Here is a 17,069-nt window from a genome sequence, read left to right as displayed (position 1 = left end):
ACCGTCCTTTTAATTAATTTTTAGTTTCCGTTTCTAATTGCTTCTACTACTTGACTGATACTTGGGTTTACAAATTTCTTATCGTTAATCGTGATTGAAGGTGAATGTCTAATCTTTGTTTCAAACGTATTAGAAGGTTCAGCGTTTAAAATATATCTAGCTTTCTTTTCTCCGTTATCATCAAATTCTTCAATCATTGCTCTAGCTAATACATCACTTTGAGATGTGATAGCTTTTTTAATTTGTTCTTGCGCTTCAATAGTGATAGTAGGGTTGATGGTGCTGCCCTCATCATCTTTGTCTTTGTTGATACCTTCATGACCTGTAATGACAAAGTGAAATTTGTATTCTTCTTGAAGTCGTCCAATCAATCTGTACATACTGACAATTCGTTCAGCAACTTCTCCCCAATCGTTAAATGTTGGCTTTTTAGACTTGTTTTTCATCACATCATTCAATGTCATATCTCTAAGTTTTTGAATAGTTTCAATAACCACAACATTGATTTCTTGTCCGTTCTCTCTCATCTCTTGTAAGATTTGAGGTAGGTAATTCACAACGTAAACAAAGTGTTGATAGTTCTCGATTTCTACATCTGATCCTTCATCAGTAACCGTTGTTCCACCTTCGTTAATGTCAATGACGAAAGCATCTTTATCTCTTGTAGCAAATGTTGTTTTGCCTGAGCCGATTTTTCCGTAAACTGCGAACTTATAAAATTTCCTTTTGTTCTTCTCAGCGATATTATTTATCTTTAACTTTTTGAGTATGCTTACTTTTTCTTGAGCTTCCTGTTTTTCTTCACTCATCAAGTTCTACCTCCTCATATTTATCTTGTTCTATGTGCGTATGTTTGATGGCTTTGTGTTCTGTCATATCTATCGAACTTTTATCTACTCCGTTAAATTCTTTTGCATCTCTGAATTCAGTTGAGTATTTAATTGCTGGGAAGTTATGACTAGGCATGTTGGTTACATATAAGTCGTTATCTTTTCGCTTGATTATATAAGTGACTGTTTCTTTCACGTTCATGCACCTCCGTACATCTAGCTATATCTTGTGCGTTCTTATCTGCTCTAGTGCTTGCTGATTGGTACATTGTTGACCAGTATCGGATATCTTTCATTAAGTCATCTATGATTTCATCTTTTGACGCTATACGTTTTTTAAGCGTTCTATTTTCGATAGCAAGCATTGAAAGTTCGATTGCGTTCTTCTCATCTATATTTAGTTCTTGCACGATTTATCCTCCCGTTGTATGATTGAGTTGAATTTTATTTAATTAGTGTTCGACTGTTTGCTATTTGCCGATAGCATTCAGTCTTTTATTTTGTAGTAGTATTCGTTGAAGAATATGTGAGTTACCACTCCAGCAATCACTCCTACACCTAATGCTTGTGCTATGAACACTCCACATAGTGTTAGAAAAGTGAATAGTGCTAATGCCATTGTTCCAGCGATATAAATGCTTTTATCTTCATCACTTATTCTTAGCTTTCTCACGTTCTTCCTCCTCAATTACTTTTTGTAATGCACCAGCTTTGTACATGAAGTTTAAAAAGTAGTTATACATTTCTTCTGACATATCGATCATTCCTTTCGTGTATAATCACCTCTAAGGAGGTGTGAATATGAGTAAAATCAAACCGTATGAATTACAAGAGTTTTTCAACCAACGTAATGAACGTGCTAAAGAACTACTAGAAATTTTCTCGAAAGAAACAAATAGTAAAAGCGCACTAATATTATCTGGTTATCGAACTCGTGCTGTTAGAGAAGCTAATGATGAAATGCTTATCCAACTTTTAGAAAAACTAGATTTATTAGAAAATAAATAATTCAGCATTCTTCGCGTTTTCATCGTTCACTATTTTAGCTAGCTGTTTTGCATTTAATTCGATATTTGGTTTCCTAGCACTTCTAATCTCCTCCGCCAAGATGACGATTAGGAGTGCTATTTTTAGTTTCTTTAGCATGGTTATGCCTCCTTTACTTATGTTTTTTAAACACTATTTATTTTTCTACTTGTTTCTATCCTCTAAATTTGCTTGCTCTTAAATCGCTAGAAACACCTGAAAATTCTATTTGAATAGGTTTTGAATATTTTTCTATTTTTGAAATTTTCCATAATATAGTCGTTGTTACAAAAACTAATGCTACTTTGTATAAAAAGTTCATTGTTATTCCTCTTTCTGTATAATGTAGTTATCCCTTATCGAAGGGAGGTGTTATCTATGGCTAAAAAGTCAAATGTTTCTATTGATTTTGATAAAAAACAATTTGATAAAGATTTTCGAAAAGCTTTGGATAAACAATTAGCTAAATTTGATAAGAAAATGAAATGTCCAGCATGTGATAAAAAAGTGACATTCAAATTCAGAAATTATAAAGCTAATTGTCCGAAGTGTGGGGTCGAAATTACTCTAAATCGAAAGTAAGTTTAAATTGATCTAATTTATCAAAATCATCTTTTAAAACTGCAATGTCTTTTTGAATTGTCTCCAGCAATTCATCTAGTTCATTGCGGTTTGTTATGTTGACTTTTAATTCAATTCTGTTTTTCTTTTTGCGTTTGAACATTCTGTTTCCTCCTTAATTTGCTTGTTCGATTGTTGGCACTAATCAATTTCTGGTTCAGGAATTAATTCGAAATGTTTTTCTAATTCTTGTAATGCCCAACGCATGATTTCTTCTAAATGTTGTTCTCTATCTACTTCTAACGTTGTTACTTTTCCAGCTTCTTCGATAGAGTGATCGTATGTTTTCGATTTATCGTTAACATTCATTTCTAAAGTGTAATGAATATAAGTTAGTAATTCTTTTTGTTCTTGTGTCATTTTGTTACCTCCTTAAATTTCGATTGCTGATGGTCTAACATCTTTAATAAATTGAATAGCTAAGTCTACATCTTTACGTTTGATGTGATTGTTAGGTGCGTTACCTTTCATACCTAGATGTTTTTTTAGTTAATACGAGTAATCTACTCTTAGCTTTACCGATGTGATAATTCTTCTGTTGCTCTTGACGTTTGTTTTCTTTAGCTAACTCGTAAACATCTACAGTCATTACATCATCAAGTGAAAGTTGAACTCCTAATCCTTCTACAAATTTCTCTGCTTTGTTTGTAATCGCATATTTAATTGCAACAATATCTTGTGGCGTTACATATTCGCCTGTAACTGCTTGTTTTAAATAATCTAAATCTTTGCTTTGATTAGTTGTTGAATCATTTAATCTTGCAATTTGTTCAACCAACATTTTTATTAATTCTGGATTATTTGCTAATTCTTGAATGGTTGGATTAATTGAATAAGTTCCTGTGCGTCTAAGTTGTGGTAGAACGTCTTCGGTTACCCAACGTTTAAAGCGTTTAGCTTTCTTTCTGATACTTTCGTTTTTACTTTGTTTAGCAGCGTCAAAGATTAAGCTGTATAAACCAGATTCGTTGATGATTACCATGTTTCTGTTTTGACCTGCCGTCGCAACTTGCGACGTTAGCTTATCTTCAATGTCTACATGCTTTGCTAATGCATCACGACTATTTGAGTAACCTAATATTTCCGCTACATCTTTTCCTAAGAAATAAGCTTCTCCATCTACTTCTAATTTTCTTACTGGTAAATCTTCAAAATTAAATGTTTGTAAATCTTGCATAATGTTTATGCTCCTTTCTGCTATACTCCTTTTAAGGAGGTGATAATATGAAAGCTAAATCAATAAATGATTCATTAAATGATAATTATGCTGTAGTGATTAAATATGTTGATGGCAGACATACTACTGTAACTCATTCTGAAATCATTGATGAATCAACTATCTTTGCAAACAAAAATCAATTTATAAATTTGAACAATGTTACGAATGCAATTCTTTGCAAAGATGAAAATCAAGTAAGTAATGTTACACGCTAGTAATTAAATGCTGTAGCACGTACAGCTTCAACCAGTTTCGCAACAGCCTCAATCTGTTGTGGAGTTGGTTGTTGCTTTGTTTTTTCTAAAACTACTTTCAACGTTTTTAATTCTTCTATTACTACTTCTTCATTTATTTTTTGTAATTCATTCATTTTAGTTCCTCCTTAAAATTAATTTTGGTGCTTTTGTCACCTAATTGGTGACAACGTGGTAAAAAAATTTCTTCCATACTCTTACCTAATAAATTTGAAATAATAAACATTTCATCTGAAGTGAATGGTGTTTTACTTTTCTCTTTATTGATGTAAGAGTTACGACTAATATTTAGAATTTTAGCCATTTCTTCTTGAGTAAAGTCACCTTTACGCAAGGCATATAATTTATATTGCATAAGTAATCACCTCACTTACAAAATCAATCTTAGCACCAATACGGTGACATGTAAATAGAAAAGTGCTAAAAAAAATATATTTTTGCAAAATAAAGCTACCAAATTGGTGACATATAATGTATAATAAATTTAACAAAACAACGGAGGAAATTTAAAATGAACCAAGAAGAACTAGCACTTTACATTGGAAATCAAATTAAAAGCCTTAGAGAAAGAAAAGGTTTAACTCAACAGGGATTAGCCGATAAATTAGATGTTAGTAGACAAGCAATTAGTAGATACGAAAAAGGTCTAAGAAAAGCTAATCAAGATGTTTTATTCGACCTTTCACATATCTTAAATTGCAGCATTGATGATTTCTTTCCTAAAAATGAACAACAAGAAAAACCTAATCATTTAGCAGCACATCTTGATGGTGATTTAACAGATGAAGAATGGCAAGAAATTCTTGATTACGCTGAATACATAAGAAGTAAAAGAAAATAAAGGGTGTTTTATGTGGGGAAATATGAGGATATGTTAATTGAACATGACTATATTGAAGTCATTGAATGTGATAACTTACCTAAAAGATTATCTGGTTTATGGCTCGGGGATATGATTTTAATTAATCGTAATCTGCCTATCACTTCCAAACTTGAAACACTTGCAGAGGAACTTGCTCATAACGAACTTACATATGGAAACATAGTTGATCAAAGTAATTTTAATCATAGAAAATTCGAAGGTTATGCACGTAGGTTAGCCTACGAAAAGTTAGTCCCTCTCAAAGATATTGTAAAAGCATTTTTGCAAGGCATACATAATTTATATGAACTTGCTAATTTTTTTGAAGTTACAGAGAGTTTTGTCCTACAAAGTATTGAACATTATAAACAAAAATATGGTTATTCCACTCGATATGGTAAATATGTTATTCAGTTTGAGCCATTACGAGTGTTTGAATATAAAGATATATAGTAAAGGAGAAATACATATGAAAAAGTTTTTAGCTTTAATTTTTAGTAGTGCCTTAATATTAGGCGCATGTGGTAGTAACGATACATCTGATGACAATTCTGATACTAAATCAGAAAATAAAACCGAAAAGAAATCAGAAAATAAAAAAGATGATAAATCTAAAGAAGGGAAGAAATCTCAAGAAAACAAAGATAATTCTAATGAAGAACAAAATACACAAGAAACCGCTACAAATGAACAAAATTCTTCTAACCAAGATGATGATTATAGCAATACAAATCAAAACGAACAATCTGATGAAGAAAATGAATATCCTTATACCGCACAACAATATAATGAATTAGTTGATGAGTATAATTCTTTAACAGACGGTGAAACTATGGACCATGTTGATAGAGGCGTTACAGAAAAAGAATATTCTCAACTGCAAGGAAGAATTAACGCGTTATACGAAGAAGGCGCACAAGATAAATTTAAATCTGAACCTAGCACTTCAGTAGACAATATCGAACACGATTCCACAGATGATCTTGTAACTGCTTCTGAATATAATGACATAGTTGATGAATATAATACTATGGAAAATCGTCCTGGAAATAAATCAAGAGTAAATTCAAGCGTTCCTCAATCTCAATATAATACATTAGTTGATGAATACAATGAATTAGTTGATCAAGAATATGAAGAAGCAGGTTATTAATAATTTTAGGGTAGTCCATCTACCCTTATTATTTTTTTACTTTTTTTTGAGGTGATTTGATGAAAGTGGCAATCTACACAAGAGTGAGTTCCTATGAGCAAGCAACGGAAGGTTATTCTATCCATGAGCAAGAACGAAAGTTAAAAGCCTTTTGTGAAGTACAGAATTGGAGCGAATTCAAAGTGTTTACTGACGCTGGTGTAAGTGGTGGCTCGATGAATAGACCAGCATTAAAACGTATTATGGATAACCTAGAATATTATGATCTAGTGTTGGTTTATAAATTGGATAGATTAACACGTAATGTTAAAGACTTACTTGAGATGCTAGAAACGTTTGAGAAGTATAACGTAGCGTTCAAGAGTGCTACTGAAGTGTTTGATACCACTACTGCCATTGGCAAGTTATTTATCACTATGGTAGGTGCTATGGCTGAGTGGGAACGTGCTACAATACGTGAACGTGCATTGTTTGGTAGTCGTGCAGCAGTAAGAGAAGGTAACTATATTAGAGAAGCCCCTTTTTGCTATGACAATGTAGATGGAAAACTTGTACCTAATGAGCATAAGTGGGTAATTGATTATCTTGTTGAGCAATTTAAACATGGTGTATCGGGTAATGAAATTGCTAGACAGATGAATGTGAAAAAGGTCAACGTACCTAAGATTAAGAAATGGAATAGGACTTCTATTATTAGATTGATGAAAAACCCAGTCTTACGTGGCCATACTAAGTATGGAGATATGTATATTGAGAATACGCATGAGCCGGTGCTATCAGAAAGTGATTATAAGCGAATTATAGACGTTATAGAGAACAAAACACATAGAAGTAAGGTAAAACATCATGCTATCTTTAGAGGCGTTTTAACGTGTCCCCAGTGCCATAATAAGCTACATCTATACGCTGGTAAGATAACTGATAAAAAAGGATATTCTTACGAAGTAAGACGTTATAAATGTGATACGTGTTCAAAAGACAAAAATGTTCAAACTATTTCATTCAATGAAAGTGAAGTAGAAGATAAGTTCATAGAGTTGCTCAAAACATATGACATGAATAAGTTTAAGGTGGATATTGTAGAAGAAAGTACACCTGAATTAGACTACGACATAGATAAGATTATGAAACAACGTGAGAAACTTACACGATCATGGTCATTAGGTTATATTGAAGATGATGAGTATTTTAGTTTAATGGACGAAACTAAAGAGATACTTGATAAGGTTGAACGTGCTGGTACAGAAATGGAAAGTACACAAACAGTTACGAATGAACAATTAAATATGATTGATAACATTTTAATTAAAGGTTGGAGTAAGTTAAATGTAGAGCAAAAAGAGGAGTTAATCTTGAGTACAGTTAAAGAGATTGCATTTGACTTTGTCCCTAGAAAGTATAATGAGAATGGTAAGGTAAATACGCTTGATATAAGGGAGATTACTTTTAAATTTTAATGGTAGTAGTGTTACAGGGTAGGTAGCACCGGTACCCCCCATAGTTGCAACGAACATTTGTGTACCAGGTGTAATAATTTTATCTGCATGTTCTCCTGCTTGAATCAAATTTAAGTTTGTTTCAAGATTTGCATAAGTAATTGCAGCGATTGCTGGTTCAACAATAGATGGACCATGTATACCTACAAACCAGAAGAATGCGAAAGCACCGAAGATAAGTGTGACACCAATCCAGCCATCTGCCGCAGTAAATAATGGTTCAAAGATTTTTAATACGGCGTTCGCTACATTTGTATGAATAAATGTTCTTGATAATAAATCTAATGCATAAATAATGATAATAACCGCTGACAACGGGAAGATATCTTTAAATACCTGAGAAATATTTGGTGGTACTTCTTTAGGCATTTTTATTGTAATATTTCTTTTAATAAAGAAATTATAAACAATTACGGTAATAAAGGCTGAAATAAAGGCTGTTAATAATCCTTTTGTGCCCATAAATGCACTTAAAAATCCACCCTCTTTAATAGGATCTGCTGCTAAGAATAAAAATCCACTCATCGCAGCCATCATTGTAGAAATAAAGTTAATTTGATTGGTTTTATCTAATTTCCTGTTGTAGGAATCGGTTAAAGACTTCGCTGTTGTTCCAGCTACAATCAAACCAACTATTCCCATGGTATAGTTATATGGTTTCATCAATATACCTTCCATCGTTTTACTCCAAGTAAAGCCAAACACGTTAGGTACATATGTGATTAAAATAAATATACTTGAGAACAAGATAATTGGAATTGCTGCAATAAATCCATCACGAATCGCTCTTAAATAAATATTACGAGATATTTTTTCAAAGAACGGCTTTCCTTTTTCTATCCATGCTATTAACTTATTCATAGGGGTCAGCTCCCTTTTTTGTATAATTCAATTAAATGCTTCATTAAATCTTTTAATAATAACGTTGTCATTAAATGGTCTTGACCATGAATCATTGTAATACTAAATGCAATGTCATCACCTTGCGCTTCTTGAGCTAATAAGTTTGTTTGAGCTTTATGTGCATTTGCAATACATTCATTTGCTTCCTCCGTAAGTTGTTCAGCTTTATCAAAATCACCTTCATTAGCAGCGTTTAATGCCTCTAATAATTTTGAACGTGCATCTCCAGCATATGCGACAATTTCAAAACCAAGTAATTGTACTTCTTCTCTGTTCATATGAATAACCTCCCCTAAGTTATTTTGCTTTCCAAGATGTTGCAGTTGTTTTTAGTACTTTATTTAAATCATCAATGTTTTTATAACCAGTTGTACGTAACCATTCTCTTGCAGCTTGTTCTCCTTGTTCAATATAAACTTTAACTGCACCAGACCATGTCGCACGTCCACATAACACACCATTGAAATGTGCACCTGCATCATGTGCAAATGTTAATGTGTCTTGGAATAATTTAGCTGATACACCAGCACTTAAATAAATATAAGGTAAATGTGTCGCTGCTTCTTGATCACGGAAATGTTGTGCTGCTTCTTCTTTTGTGTATACAACTTCACCCTCTGTAAATCCTTCGACAAAATTCATATTTACGGGTACTTCAACTTTAAGCACATCAACATTGAATCGCTCTTCTGAGAATAACTTCATTGCTTCATTTACTTTACGAGGTTTTACTTTTGCAAATTCAGCACTTTTATTATCTGGAATATTATCATCATAAGTTAACACTTCTAAGAAAAATGGAATGTCTTCAGCAACACATTCTGAACCAATTCGTTCAATATAAGCTTTCTTTTGAATGTTAATCTCTTCTGAATCATCTACATCATAATAAAGTAAGAATTTAACTGCATTGGCACCCTGTTCTTTTAAACGTTTAGCAGACCATTCTACTAAGCAATCTGGTAAACGACCTTTTGCATTCACGTCATATCCAGTTTTTTCATATGCAAGTAATAAACCACACTCTTTATTACGTGCATCAGAAGCAGGTAAGCCATATTCAGGATCTAAAAGAATAGAAGATGCATATTGTGTTAACTCTTCTGATACAAGTACTTTTAATTGTTCGATTTGTTCAACTGTAGGAGGTTCTGTTTGATGTTCAGCCATCATTCTTTTTAATGCCCCACGTTGATCAAATGCTAAAGCTGAAATAATCCCATCTTGATTACTTAATTGTTCGATTGATGCTAGTTTTTGTTGTGATTTTGTCATGAATTACACCTCTATAACTTCAATTTGTTTGAATAGTTCTTTAAATTTATCTACATTGATATGACCTGTTTGATGCTCCATTGCATTTAACATTCCAAATGCATTCGCTTTTTTCAGTAAATCTTCATCGGATTGTTGATGAACAAGACCTGATGCAATACCTGCCACTGTAGAATCACCAGACCCTACAGGATTAACGACTTCTATTTTTGGGATATTTACTTTATAAAATGTTTGATGATGTTTAGCGAAAGCGCCATCGCCACCTAAAGAAACAATAATCCATTCAATACCTTTGAAGATGGGTTGAGTAACCGCTTCTTTTAAACTATCGATATCTGTAGTGACAGTAGTGTGTAATAATTGAGATAATTCATCAATATTAGGTTTTATCACTGAAGGCTTACTTTCGCTCAACAATACATCCATTAATGATTGACCAGAACTATCTAAAATCGTGAGTAGCCCTTGTTCATTTGCTAATTTCACAATATCAGCGTAGTAATTGGTATTAAGACCTTTAGGTAAACTTCCAGACATCGCTATAACATTGGCTTTTTTAAATAGTTCTAAAAGATGTGCTTTATAGCTGTCTGCTTCTCTCTTGTCAATAGTTGGTCCTTGTTCGAGTATTTCAGTTTGTTGTCCTTCATGTAGAATAGCGATACAATTTCGCGTTTCTCCTTTTATTTTGAAGAAAGACTGTTCAATTTGAGCATCCATTAATTGTTCTTCAATAAATTGACCTAATGCGCCACCTAAAAAGCCACTTGCTAACACATTTTCGCCAAATTCTGATAATACACGTGTTACATTTAATCCTTTTCCTCCAGCAGTTTTACTCGTCTTTTTAACTCTATTCACAGTATCTAGATGAAACTGTTCTAATGGGTAAGAGATATCAACTGAAGGATTTAAAGTTAATGTTAGAATCATTTCACATCTTCCTTAATCGTGATATTCACCTTTGTCCCATTTTTCTAAGAATTCATCAAAGAAGTGAGGATTAGCTTGATTATCGTTATGTGCTTCTAAATGATTAATTTTAGCAATTAATTTTTTATTTTCTTCAGTAGGTTTGTATTCCGCTTTAATAAATGCATCAACGATATCGAAAATAAATAATTCACCTGCTACTTTACCGCCGAAACTAACAACATTAGCATTCAATTCTTCTTTTGAATAAAGTGCTGATGTCATATCACGTACTAATGCTGTTCTTACACCTGGGACTTTGTTTGCTGCATTACTAATACCAACGCCAGTACCACAAATACATACGCCTAAATCTGCTTCTCCACTAGCAACTTTTTCTCCTACTTTTTTACCGAAGATAGGATAATGTGTACGTGTAAAATCATACGTACCTACATCAATAACTTCGTGTCCTTGAGCTTTTAAGTGTTGTGAAACTTCCATTTTTGTATCAGTTACAATGTGATCGCAACCTATAGCAATTTTCATTATTTATTCCTCCAATTAGCACATTTTATTTAACATATCTACACGGATTTGGTGACGTCCGCCATCATAGTGTCCATTTACAAATTCTTTAGCAATATTTTTAGCTAATGTATCGCCTACAATTTCAGCACCCATTGTAATCATGCGTGCATTGTTGTGACTACGTGTCATATATGCTGAACGTTCATCTGATACTTCAGCAGCAATCATTCCTTTTACTTTTGTAGCAACAATAAAACTACCTGCACCATAAGCATCCACTGCAATTCCTAAATTATCATCGTTCTTTTGTACTTCGTGTACAACTGCTAATGTTGAATCAACAAAGTCTAATTCTTTTCCTTCTGTTACATCTACTACATCATGGTTATTTTCTTTTAAAAATGTTTTTACAACATCTTTAAGACGTTGACCAGCGACATCTGAACCAATAAAAATTGTCATAATGATTCTCCTTTGAAAATAAGATAATTAAACACATGTGTTTGAAAAAGCGCTTTCAAATCTTTACACCTAAATTATAAACATAAATAAACAAATAATCAACAATAAATGTTCGAATATTGTTTGAATTTTCGTTTCTTTAAACAAAATGTTTTATTTTTATGTTTAATTGCGTTCAATTATCTAAAAAAATACCAAGATTGTTTAAATAAACAATCTTGGTATCATTCAATTAATGTATCACTTCTGTATAAGCTTTTAATTTTTGTACATTATCTTCATCATTTTTATCTACAACAACTGCTGTTAAATCTTCTAAATGACATAATTGGGTAAAATCTTCTTTTCCAATTTTTGAAGTATCAATTAATAAGTACTTTTCAAGTGAACGATGAAGTGCAAGTTGTTGTGTATACGCTTCGTCAATTGTAGAAGTGAGCACATCTGCATCTTTTATTCCATTACAACTAAAAAACATTTTACTAAATCGTTTTGTTTTAAGGAGCGTATTCGTCATTTCACCTACAAATGATTCAGTAAGTTCTCTCATTTCTCCACCTAATAAGTAAACTTTAAAATTTAGCGAACGCTTTTCAAATAATATTTGAAATACTGGAAAACAATTCGTAATCACTGTTAATGATTCTCGATCTATTAATTGAGCCAGTAACTCGATTGTTGTTCCAGGTCCCAAAAAAATCGTATCGTTTTCTTCAATTAAGTTAACAGCTTTCCTTGCGACAGCACGTTTTTCTTCAATATTCTCTGTGTGCTTTTCTTGATGAGACTTTTCTTTAATTTGAAAAGCTGAATTACTACGTGCACCGCCATGTATTTTAGTTAGTAATCCTTTTTCTTCTAGTTCAGCTAAATCACGACGTACTGTCATGTCAGATACATTAAGATCTTCAACGATTTCATTTGTCCTAACTGTTCCTTTTTGATTTACGAGTTTAGTAATTTCTTCTAAACGATCGTATTTATTCATTCAAATTCTCACATCCAACTTATTTTATTAAACATGTCCATATAAAATGAACACATATATCTCATAAAGATTTTAAGCGCAATTTCATTCTATACTATTACTTGTTTTAAAACTAGAAAATAAAGGTAAAAATATGTTGTAATAATAGTATAAAATTCATTTTAAAAAAGTTATATTAGTCATTATTATAAACGAGGTGCTCAGATTGAGAAATAAAATTGAAAAATTAAAAGAAATTGTTGATAAATCAAACAAAATTGTATTTTTTACTGGTGCGGGTGTATCAGTTGCAAGTGGTATACCTGATTTCCGCTCCATGGGTGGATTATTTGATGAAATTTCAAAAGAGGGTTATTCACCTGAATATTTATTAAGTATTGATCATTTAAATGATAATAAAGAAAGCTTTATCGACTTTTATCATAAACGACTACTAGTAGCAGATAAAAAACCTAATATCGTCCATGAATGGATTGCAGAGTTAGAAAAAGAAGGCAAATCTTTAGGTGTGATTACCCAAAATATCGATGGGTTACATGAAGATGCTGGAAGTGAACATATTGATGAAATTCATGGTACACTGAATCGCTTTTATTGCATCAATTGTGGAAAAGAATATACGAAATCATATGTTATAGAACACAAATTAAGATATTGTGAGAACTGCGGTGATGTCATTCGCCCTGATATCGTATTATACGGTGAAATGCTCGATCAGCCTACTGTCTTTAGAGCATTAGATAAAATCCAAAAAGCAGATACTGTCATTGTGTTAGGTTCATCCTTGGTCGTACAACCTGCTGCTGGCTTTATTTCTAACTTTACAGGAGACAATCTTGTAATTATTAATAGAGACGCTACACCGTATGATAGACAAGCAAGTTTAGTTATTCATAATGACATGACAGAAGTGGTTGAAGAAGTTATGAAAAATAAATAGATATACATGTGGCTAGTGTTTTTTAGAACTACTAGCCTTTTTATATAAAAAAGCACTTCTCAACTTTGAGAAGTGCTTTAAACATTTTAATTGAACACAAATTGCTGACGCAATTTGCATATTGAACTTGTAAGCAAACAAGTTTGCAACAATTCCAATATTAACGTTTTGAGAATTGTGGAGAACGACGTGCTTTTTTAAGACCTGGTTTTTTACGTTCAAAAAACTTTAGGGTTTCGTACAGTTGTATAGACTGTCTTATACCTTGATACTAAAGGATTTCTGTTTTTTCAATTGTATAGAATTGCATCAAATATCACTCAGGGGTAACTAAATAGACTGCTGGCCGGCGGTACTTAATTACAATGTTATTTTCAAAAATTTAATTAAGTATTTTTACTTTCTTAATAGTACTATAAAGTAATTCACCCGCATTATTTTTTCTATAAAATTCGTTTTGATCAACATCTATACCACTGAATTCAAGATTATCATTATCATAATTTAGGTTAGTCTCAATCTCTACTTCTTTAATAATTAGCCTCAAAAAATTAAGTTTTTCAATAGTTTGTATCGCACTAAAATAATCATTGTTATTTCCAATTTCTTTTCGAAGTCTTGTAGTAGTAAAAATTCTTGAATTGATACTGTATATTTTTTTAAAATTAATGATATCTTTATCATAAAAGTTATGAAGTGCATCAACTATAATCAAATAATCTATATCTAAATCTTCATTGTTTTCGATGATATAATTCAACAAATAACCTAATAACATGTTTGCATATGTAGATTTAGACAGTAAAATTTTTGATAAAGTGTCCGAGATAAACACAGCTTTCTCTTCATTATTTACATATTCCTTTAACTTTTTTAATTTTTCTTCTGATGGTATTTATTCCGGGTTAAATCCTTGTAAAAAATACATAAACTTTTTTTGAGCGGCTATTTTACTCATGTTATTTAAAACTCTAAGTACATTAGATCCATCTTGTGCTAACTCAAAGAAAGGATTTTCAACTATTCCTTTCTTTACATCCAACATATTTTCTATATGGAATTGAACTTCATTTAGTTTATCGAACATGTTTACACCTACATTCATATAATATATTCATTATCTTTAAAGATTCCGCTTTTTATTTCAATAACATTGATTTCATCTAACTTATAATTATCAAAGATCGATGCTAATATGATTTGATTTTCATTAAAGTCTTCTTTTAAAATCTTAAATATTTCTTCAATATTTTGTTTGTCTACCTCTCTTCCAGATGGAGAGTCCAGTAATATTGGCAAACTAATCCCCAAATATTTTTGAATAGATTTTATATAAGATAATTTAAATGCAAATACTAGTTTATGTAAAACAGCACCCGAATATCTCTTTAAATTATTTGTAAAAATAAAATCAGATCTTAAATCCAAATATTGCTCAATACCTAGCCTTTCCGCATAATCAACAATTGATTCATAAAGTTCACTTATAATATTATTATTTACAATTATTTTTTTCCTTAGTACTTCTCTTTTGTATTTTTCTTTTGTCTCAATTTCTTTTATTAATTTTTCAATCAAATTAAAATCTAGATTAATATTCATTATTCTACTATCAAATTTTTGAAGTTCGGTTTCTAGATTTAATAAGCTATATTCTTTTGAAAGATTGTTCCTCAATTTAGAAATCTTTGATTCTATTTTTTTTATTTTTATTTCTATTAATTTTTTTCTGGTATAAATATACAATTGAGATTCTTCAAATCCCACAATATTATCTTTTGTAACTAGTTCACTTTTCCCCTCAATTTCTACAGCTATTTTCATTTTTTCTATAAATTTTAAAAAACTCTCGTTATCTTCAATCGCTCTTTCGATTTCATTTAGATCTTTCATTAATTGTTTTTTTTCTAATTCTAATAACAAAATATCATTTTCTATTTTGTCAATATAGTCCATTTCTAAATTACTTTTTTCTTCAATCACTGATGTTTGATAGAAATATATACTTCTCATTGCAATATATTTCGACTTTTCTTGTTTTAGAACGTTTAGTTCTTTTTGTAATTCTTCAATATTTCTTTCAGCTAATCCTCCAACTAATTCATATAAATTAAAGTATATCCTTCCGATGACGAATCCTTTATTTAAAAGCGTCCAACCTTTTTCTTGATCCAAATATATACTACCCAATATGTTCTCTAAAACATTTTTATTTTCTGAATTAAAAATAACCTGTAATAGATATATATCTTCATCGGGTAACAAAAAATGGTGAGAAATATCATTTTCTATCAATTCGAGATTATTATTATTTCTTATCAACGTTATTTTTCTATTACCTATCTCCAAAAATAAAATTGTTTTTAATTTTTCAAATTTTATTCCTTTTGTTCCTGGAATTGCATAACCTAGGCTAAATAAAAGTATTCTTAGTAAAGTAGACTTTCCTACACTATTTTTCTTACTATAAACTAGATTATTATTTGATGAAAAATCGAATTGCCTTTTCATTCCCTCATAATCTAGATAAAGAGTATTAAATTTCAAGTTTTACCTCCTTTTTAAGTTTTTTAACCATTGTTTTTAAATTCAGAATTTTAAATAAAATAATTTTAACTATTATTTGTTTTACTTCTTCTTCTATTTTATCTGTATTTACTAAATAAATATAGTCAGTCCATTTATCATTAATAAATGATTTTATCCCTCTTTCATTACCTATTTTATTTTTTCTATAAATTTCATAATCACTATTTACTTTCATCACAAAAGAAAATTTTTCTGATTGTTTATCAATAAAAGTAGTATATTTATATAGTACTATCTCTATTTCCTCTTCATCCATTTGAAACTCATCAATAAGCTTTTCAAAGTTTTTATCATCTTCTAATAGTTGAGAGTTCATGACTATTATTGGCCAGATAACTTGATTCTTGGTAAGATCAATAGAAACGTTACTTGTGGTAGCATTAAACAAAAATTCACTTTGCCAAATTTCTAACAATTTTTTTGAGTAAAATGGATTTACAGAAATATTACTTAGAAATTCTCTAATTATGCGTAAGATAGTTCTGTATCTAGTTTCATAATCTTCTCCATCAAAATTTATTACTGATATATTTAAAATATCAGTATTATATTTTTTATTATATTTTTCTGAAAGCTTTTCTATAATCTCTACTACTTTTTTCTTATAATTAGCAGGGATTTCATTGAATGTTCTTTCAATAATTCCATCACCCATAAAAATATGATGCTGAGAACTTGTACCTCCAATTGGATTCGGAAAATTAGTTGTATAAATTAACTTATCTATTTCATTTTTTTGAGCTCCCAAAAATAGTGTATTTAAACCTGTTTCTAATTTTTTTAATGCTTTACTATCTTTCCCTAACTTAGAATACGATTTAGCTTGAATTAATATTTTCTTTTCATTAAATAGTAACAATTCAATATCTTCATCTTTTCCTTCGATTCTTATACTTTTAATATCTTTTATATATTTAATAAAATATACAATAGCGCTATTAATTTGAAAATGCCATCCAAATATAGATGATGATGCGTTATGATCCATAATTACCTCAATACATT

Annotated in this window: 30 protein-coding genes and 1 pseudogene; 8 read left to right on the top strand and 23 right to left on the bottom strand. The window is 30.8% G+C overall.

The genetic code is table 11. The features are described 5' to 3' along the window. Positions 1 to 20: 20 nt before the first annotated feature. The 4 genes from NSU06_RS03365 to NSU06_RS03350 all read right to left on the bottom strand — a co-directional run bounded on the left by NSU06_RS03365 (position 21) and on the right by NSU06_RS03350 (position 1,503). On the bottom strand, positions 21 to 809 hold the full coding sequence (locus tag NSU06_RS03365) for an ATP-binding protein (protein ID WP_186334849.1): 789 nt from the start codon (positions 807 to 809) through the stop codon (positions 21 to 23). Next, a complete protein-coding gene (locus NSU06_RS03360; protein WP_340779371.1) occupies positions 802 to 1,026 on the bottom strand; it encodes a DUF2483 family protein in 225 nt (74 codons plus the stop codon). Before NSU06_RS03360 ends, NSU06_RS03365 begins: the two co-directional genes overlap by 8 nt. Further along, positions 986 to 1,240 (bottom strand): hypothetical protein, encoded by a 255-nt coding sequence (locus NSU06_RS03355; protein WP_340779369.1) that lies wholly within the window; start codon positions 1,238 to 1,240, stop codon positions 986 to 988. The genes NSU06_RS03360 and NSU06_RS03355 overlap by 41 nt, the downstream gene beginning before the upstream one ends. A gap of 77 nt (positions 1,241 to 1,317) precedes the next feature. Continuing rightward, positions 1,318 to 1,503 (bottom strand): hypothetical protein, encoded by a 186-nt coding sequence (locus NSU06_RS03350; RefSeq protein ID WP_340779368.1) that lies wholly within the window; start codon positions 1,501 to 1,503, stop codon positions 1,318 to 1,320. A 128-nt stretch (positions 1,504 to 1,631) separates the two neighbouring features. Here NSU06_RS03350 and NSU06_RS03345 point away from each other — a divergent pair, with 128 nt between their 5' ends. Further along, positions 1,632 to 1,838 (top strand): hypothetical protein, encoded by a 207-nt coding sequence (locus tag NSU06_RS03345; RefSeq protein WP_048680797.1) that lies wholly within the window; start codon positions 1,632 to 1,634, stop codon positions 1,836 to 1,838. Here the strand turns inward: NSU06_RS03345 and NSU06_RS03340 are convergent. Both NSU06_RS03340 and NSU06_RS03335 read right to left on the bottom strand, forming a co-directional pair. Further along, positions 1,824 to 1,976, bottom strand: a complete 153-nt coding sequence (locus NSU06_RS03340) for a hypothetical protein (protein WP_311052499.1) — start codon at positions 1,974 to 1,976, stop codon at positions 1,824 to 1,826. The genes NSU06_RS03345 and NSU06_RS03340 overlap by 15 nt on opposite strands. A 55-nt stretch (positions 1,977 to 2,031) precedes the next feature. Continuing rightward, the gene (locus tag NSU06_RS03335; protein ID WP_186330338.1) at positions 2,032 to 2,178 is read right to left on the bottom strand and encodes a hypothetical protein; all 147 of its coding nucleotides are present in this window, start codon (positions 2,176 to 2,178) and stop codon (positions 2,032 to 2,034) included. Between the two features lie 56 nt (positions 2,179 to 2,234). On the opposite strand from NSU06_RS03335, the gene NSU06_RS03330 reads away from it, so the two are divergent. Further along, positions 2,235 to 2,438 carry a hypothetical protein gene (locus NSU06_RS03330; RefSeq protein WP_103288113.1) on the top strand — a complete coding sequence of 68 codons (204 nt, stop codon included), beginning with the start codon at positions 2,235 to 2,237 and terminating at the stop codon, positions 2,436 to 2,438. Here the strand turns inward: NSU06_RS03330 and NSU06_RS03325 are convergent. From NSU06_RS03325 to NSU06_RS03315, 3 genes are all read right to left on the bottom strand, one after another. Beyond that, positions 2,419 to 2,580, bottom strand: a complete 162-nt coding sequence (locus tag NSU06_RS03325; RefSeq protein ID WP_172457915.1) for a hypothetical protein — start codon at positions 2,578 to 2,580, stop codon at positions 2,419 to 2,421. The two genes, NSU06_RS03330 and NSU06_RS03325, sit on opposite strands and share 20 nt — an antisense overlap. 38 nt (positions 2,581 to 2,618) lie before the next feature. Beyond that, positions 2,619 to 2,837: a type II toxin-antitoxin system antitoxin TscA gene (gene tscA, locus NSU06_RS03320; RefSeq protein WP_340779357.1), complete on the bottom strand. Its 219-nt coding sequence runs from the start codon at positions 2,835 to 2,837 to the stop codon at positions 2,619 to 2,621. Between the two features lie 100 nt (positions 2,838 to 2,937). Further along, positions 2,938 to 3,654: a BRO-N domain-containing protein gene (locus NSU06_RS03315; protein ID WP_340779355.1), complete on the bottom strand. Its 717-nt coding sequence runs from the start codon at positions 3,652 to 3,654 to the stop codon at positions 2,938 to 2,940. 47 nt (positions 3,655 to 3,701) lie between these two features. On the opposite strand from NSU06_RS03315, the gene NSU06_RS03310 reads away from it, so the two are divergent. Further along, positions 3,702 to 3,911 (top strand): hypothetical protein, encoded by a 210-nt coding sequence (locus NSU06_RS03310; RefSeq protein WP_061544610.1) that lies wholly within the window; start codon positions 3,702 to 3,704, stop codon positions 3,909 to 3,911. On the opposite strand, the gene NSU06_RS03305 is transcribed toward NSU06_RS03310, so the two are convergent. After that, positions 3,908 to 4,066, bottom strand: coding sequence for a hypothetical protein (locus NSU06_RS03305; protein WP_160312591.1), 159 nt, complete (start codon positions 4,064 to 4,066; stop codon positions 3,908 to 3,910). The genes NSU06_RS03310 and NSU06_RS03305 overlap by 4 nt on opposite strands. Then, positions 4,063 to 4,305 (bottom strand): helix-turn-helix transcriptional regulator, encoded by a 243-nt coding sequence (locus tag NSU06_RS03300; protein ID WP_070436623.1) that lies wholly within the window; start codon positions 4,303 to 4,305, stop codon positions 4,063 to 4,065. The genes NSU06_RS03305 and NSU06_RS03300 overlap by 4 nt, the downstream gene beginning before the upstream one ends. 156 nt (positions 4,306 to 4,461) lie before the next feature. On the opposite strand from NSU06_RS03300, the gene NSU06_RS03295 reads away from it, so the two are divergent. From NSU06_RS03295 to NSU06_RS03280, 4 genes are read left to right on the top strand one after another with little or no spacing between them, the layout of a single operon-like run. Next, positions 4,462 to 4,791, top strand: coding sequence for a helix-turn-helix transcriptional regulator (locus NSU06_RS03295; RefSeq protein ID WP_070436622.1), 330 nt, complete (start codon positions 4,462 to 4,464; stop codon positions 4,789 to 4,791). A 12-nt stretch (positions 4,792 to 4,803) separates the two neighbouring features. Beyond that, complete coding sequence (locus NSU06_RS03290; protein WP_340779347.1) at positions 4,804 to 5,265, top strand: ImmA/IrrE family metallo-endopeptidase; 462 nt, start codon at positions 4,804 to 4,806, stop codon at positions 5,263 to 5,265. Between the two features lie 16 nt (positions 5,266 to 5,281). Then, positions 5,282 to 5,965, top strand: coding sequence for a hypothetical protein (locus tag NSU06_RS03285; RefSeq protein WP_340779346.1), 684 nt, complete (start codon positions 5,282 to 5,284; stop codon positions 5,963 to 5,965). A gap of 59 nt (positions 5,966 to 6,024) precedes the next feature. After that, positions 6,025 to 7,422, top strand: coding sequence for a recombinase family protein (locus tag NSU06_RS03280; protein ID WP_340779344.1), 1,398 nt, complete (start codon positions 6,025 to 6,027; stop codon positions 7,420 to 7,422). Between the two features lie 3 nt (positions 7,423 to 7,425). On the opposite strand, the pseudogene NSU06_RS03275 reads toward NSU06_RS03280, so the two are convergent. The 7 genes and pseudogenes from NSU06_RS03275 to NSU06_RS03245 form a co-directional block, all read right to left on the bottom strand. After that, positions 7,426 to 8,322: pseudogene (locus NSU06_RS03275) on the bottom strand (PTS transporter subunit EIIC); the annotation flags it as partial. A 5-nt stretch (positions 8,323 to 8,327) separates the two neighbouring features. Next, positions 8,328 to 8,642 carry a PTS lactose/cellobiose transporter subunit IIA gene (locus NSU06_RS03270; RefSeq protein ID WP_002448512.1) on the bottom strand — a complete coding sequence of 105 codons (315 nt, stop codon included), beginning with the start codon at positions 8,640 to 8,642 and terminating at the stop codon, positions 8,328 to 8,330. 19 nt (positions 8,643 to 8,661) lie between these two features. Further along, positions 8,662 to 9,639 carry a tagatose-bisphosphate aldolase gene (gene lacD / locus NSU06_RS03265; protein WP_049420254.1) on the bottom strand — a complete coding sequence of 326 codons (978 nt, stop codon included), beginning with the start codon at positions 9,637 to 9,639 and terminating at the stop codon, positions 8,662 to 8,664. Positions 9,640 to 9,642: 3 nt separating this feature from the next. Further along, positions 9,643 to 10,575: a tagatose-6-phosphate kinase gene (locus NSU06_RS03260; RefSeq protein ID WP_049420252.1), complete on the bottom strand. Its 933-nt coding sequence runs from the start codon at positions 10,573 to 10,575 to the stop codon at positions 9,643 to 9,645. A gap of 12 nt (positions 10,576 to 10,587) precedes the next feature. Further along, a complete protein-coding gene (gene lacB / locus NSU06_RS03255) occupies positions 10,588 to 11,103 on the bottom strand; it encodes a galactose-6-phosphate isomerase subunit LacB (RefSeq protein WP_002448324.1) in 516 nt (171 codons plus the stop codon). 15 nt (positions 11,104 to 11,118) lie between these two features. Then, positions 11,119 to 11,547 (bottom strand): galactose-6-phosphate isomerase subunit LacA, encoded by a 429-nt coding sequence (lacA, locus tag NSU06_RS03250; RefSeq protein ID WP_002448540.1) that lies wholly within the window; start codon positions 11,545 to 11,547, stop codon positions 11,119 to 11,121. 232 nt (positions 11,548 to 11,779) lie between these two features. Further along, a complete protein-coding gene (locus NSU06_RS03245) occupies positions 11,780 to 12,535 on the bottom strand; it encodes a DeoR/GlpR family DNA-binding transcription regulator (RefSeq protein ID WP_019835773.1) in 756 nt (251 codons plus the stop codon). Between the two features lie 205 nt (positions 12,536 to 12,740). Here NSU06_RS03245 and NSU06_RS03240 point away from each other — a divergent pair, with 205 nt between their 5' ends. Next, entirely contained in the window at positions 12,741 to 13,475 is a 735-nt protein-coding gene (locus NSU06_RS03240) for an NAD-dependent protein deacylase (protein ID WP_340779342.1), read from the top strand. Positions 13,476 to 13,635: 160 nt separating this feature from the next. On the opposite strand, the gene rpsI is transcribed toward NSU06_RS03240, so the two are convergent. The 5 genes from rpsI to NSU06_RS03220 form a co-directional block, all read right to left on the bottom strand. Continuing rightward, entirely contained in the window at positions 13,636 to 13,719 is an 84-nt protein-coding gene (gene rpsI / locus NSU06_RS11565) for a 30S ribosomal protein S9 (RefSeq protein ID WP_206170740.1), read from the bottom strand. Between the two features lie 138 nt (positions 13,720 to 13,857). Next, positions 13,858 to 14,310: a hypothetical protein gene (locus tag NSU06_RS03235; protein ID WP_150885588.1), complete on the bottom strand. Its 453-nt coding sequence runs from the start codon at positions 14,308 to 14,310 to the stop codon at positions 13,858 to 13,860. Between the two features lie 60 nt (positions 14,311 to 14,370). Then, positions 14,371 to 14,562 (bottom strand): hypothetical protein, encoded by a 192-nt coding sequence (locus NSU06_RS03230; protein ID WP_150885586.1) that lies wholly within the window; start codon positions 14,560 to 14,562, stop codon positions 14,371 to 14,373. A gap of 14 nt (positions 14,563 to 14,576) precedes the next feature. Then, positions 14,577 to 16,022 (bottom strand): hypothetical protein, encoded by a 1,446-nt coding sequence (locus tag NSU06_RS03225; RefSeq protein WP_048683266.1) that lies wholly within the window; start codon positions 16,020 to 16,022, stop codon positions 14,577 to 14,579. Further along, positions 16,012 to 17,052 carry a hypothetical protein gene (locus NSU06_RS03220; RefSeq protein WP_150885582.1) on the bottom strand — a complete coding sequence of 347 codons (1,041 nt, stop codon included), beginning with the start codon at positions 17,050 to 17,052 and terminating at the stop codon, positions 16,012 to 16,014. Before NSU06_RS03220 ends, NSU06_RS03225 begins: the two co-directional genes overlap by 11 nt. Positions 17,053 to 17,069: the final 17 nt, after the last annotated feature.

This window comes from Staphylococcus sp. FSL W8-1270 (assembly GCF_038007165.1).
Taxonomy (GTDB): domain Bacteria; phylum Bacillota; class Bacilli; order Staphylococcales; family Staphylococcaceae; genus Staphylococcus; species Staphylococcus hominis.
The sequence above is the reverse complement of the archived record's forward strand: the minus strand, read 5'-3'. Positions and strand labels throughout refer to the sequence as shown.

Coding starts and splice junctions, on each gene's coding strand:
- NSU06_RS03365 (WP_186334849.1), bottom strand. CDS start 809: ATGAGTGAAGAAAAACAGGAAGCTCAAGAAAAAGTAAGCATACTCAAA.
- NSU06_RS03345 (WP_048680797.1), top strand. CDS start 1,632: ATGAGTAAAATCAAACCGTATGAATTACAAGAGTTTTTCAACCAACGT.
- NSU06_RS03340 (WP_311052499.1), bottom strand. CDS start 1,976: ATGCTAAAGAAACTAAAAATAGCACTCCTAATCGTCATCTTGGCGGAG.
- NSU06_RS03335 (WP_186330338.1), bottom strand. CDS start 2,178: ATGAACTTTTTATACAAAGTAGCATTAGTTTTTGTAACAACGACTATA.
- NSU06_RS03330 (WP_103288113.1), top strand. CDS start 2,235: ATGGCTAAAAAGTCAAATGTTTCTATTGATTTTGATAAAAAACAATTT.
- NSU06_RS03325 (WP_172457915.1), bottom strand. CDS start 2,580: ATGTTCAAACGCAAAAAGAAAAACAGAATTGAATTAAAAGTCAACATA.
- tscA (WP_340779357.1), bottom strand. CDS start 2,837: ATGACACAAGAACAAAAAGAATTACTAACTTATATTCATTACACTTTA.
- NSU06_RS03315 (WP_340779355.1), bottom strand. CDS start 3,654: ATGCAAGATTTACAAACATTTAATTTTGAAGATTTACCAGTAAGAAAA.
- NSU06_RS03310 (WP_061544610.1), top strand. CDS start 3,702: ATGAAAGCTAAATCAATAAATGATTCATTAAATGATAATTATGCTGTA.
- NSU06_RS03305 (WP_160312591.1), bottom strand. CDS start 4,066: ATGAATGAATTACAAAAAATAAATGAAGAAGTAGTAATAGAAGAATTA.
- NSU06_RS03300 (WP_070436623.1), bottom strand. CDS start 4,305: ATGCAATATAAATTATATGCCTTGCGTAAAGGTGACTTTACTCAAGAA.
- NSU06_RS03295 (WP_070436622.1), top strand. CDS start 4,462: ATGAACCAAGAAGAACTAGCACTTTACATTGGAAATCAAATTAAAAGC.
- NSU06_RS03285 (WP_340779346.1), top strand. CDS start 5,282: ATGAAAAAGTTTTTAGCTTTAATTTTTAGTAGTGCCTTAATATTAGGC.
- NSU06_RS03280 (WP_340779344.1), top strand. CDS start 6,025: ATGAAAGTGGCAATCTACACAAGAGTGAGTTCCTATGAGCAAGCAACG.
- NSU06_RS03270 (WP_002448512.1), bottom strand. CDS start 8,642: ATGAACAGAGAAGAAGTACAATTACTTGGTTTTGAAATTGTCGCATAT.
- lacD (WP_049420254.1), bottom strand. CDS start 9,639: ATGACAAAATCACAACAAAAACTAGCATCAATCGAACAATTAAGTAAT.
- NSU06_RS03260 (WP_049420252.1), bottom strand. CDS start 10,575: ATGATTCTAACATTAACTTTAAATCCTTCAGTTGATATCTCTTACCCA.
- lacB (WP_002448324.1), bottom strand. CDS start 11,103: ATGAAAATTGCTATAGGTTGCGATCACATTGTAACTGATACAAAAATG.
- lacA (WP_002448540.1), bottom strand. CDS start 11,547: ATGACAATTTTTATTGGTTCAGATGTCGCTGGTCAACGTCTTAAAGAT.
- NSU06_RS03245 (WP_019835773.1), bottom strand. CDS start 12,535: ATGAATAAATACGATCGTTTAGAAGAAATTACTAAACTCGTAAATCAA.
- NSU06_RS03230 (WP_150885586.1), bottom strand. CDS start 14,562: ATGTTCGATAAACTAAATGAAGTTCAATTCCATATAGAAAATATGTTG.
- NSU06_RS03220 (WP_150885582.1), bottom strand. CDS start 17,052: ATGGATCATAACGCATCATCATCTATATTTGGATGGCATTTTCAAATT.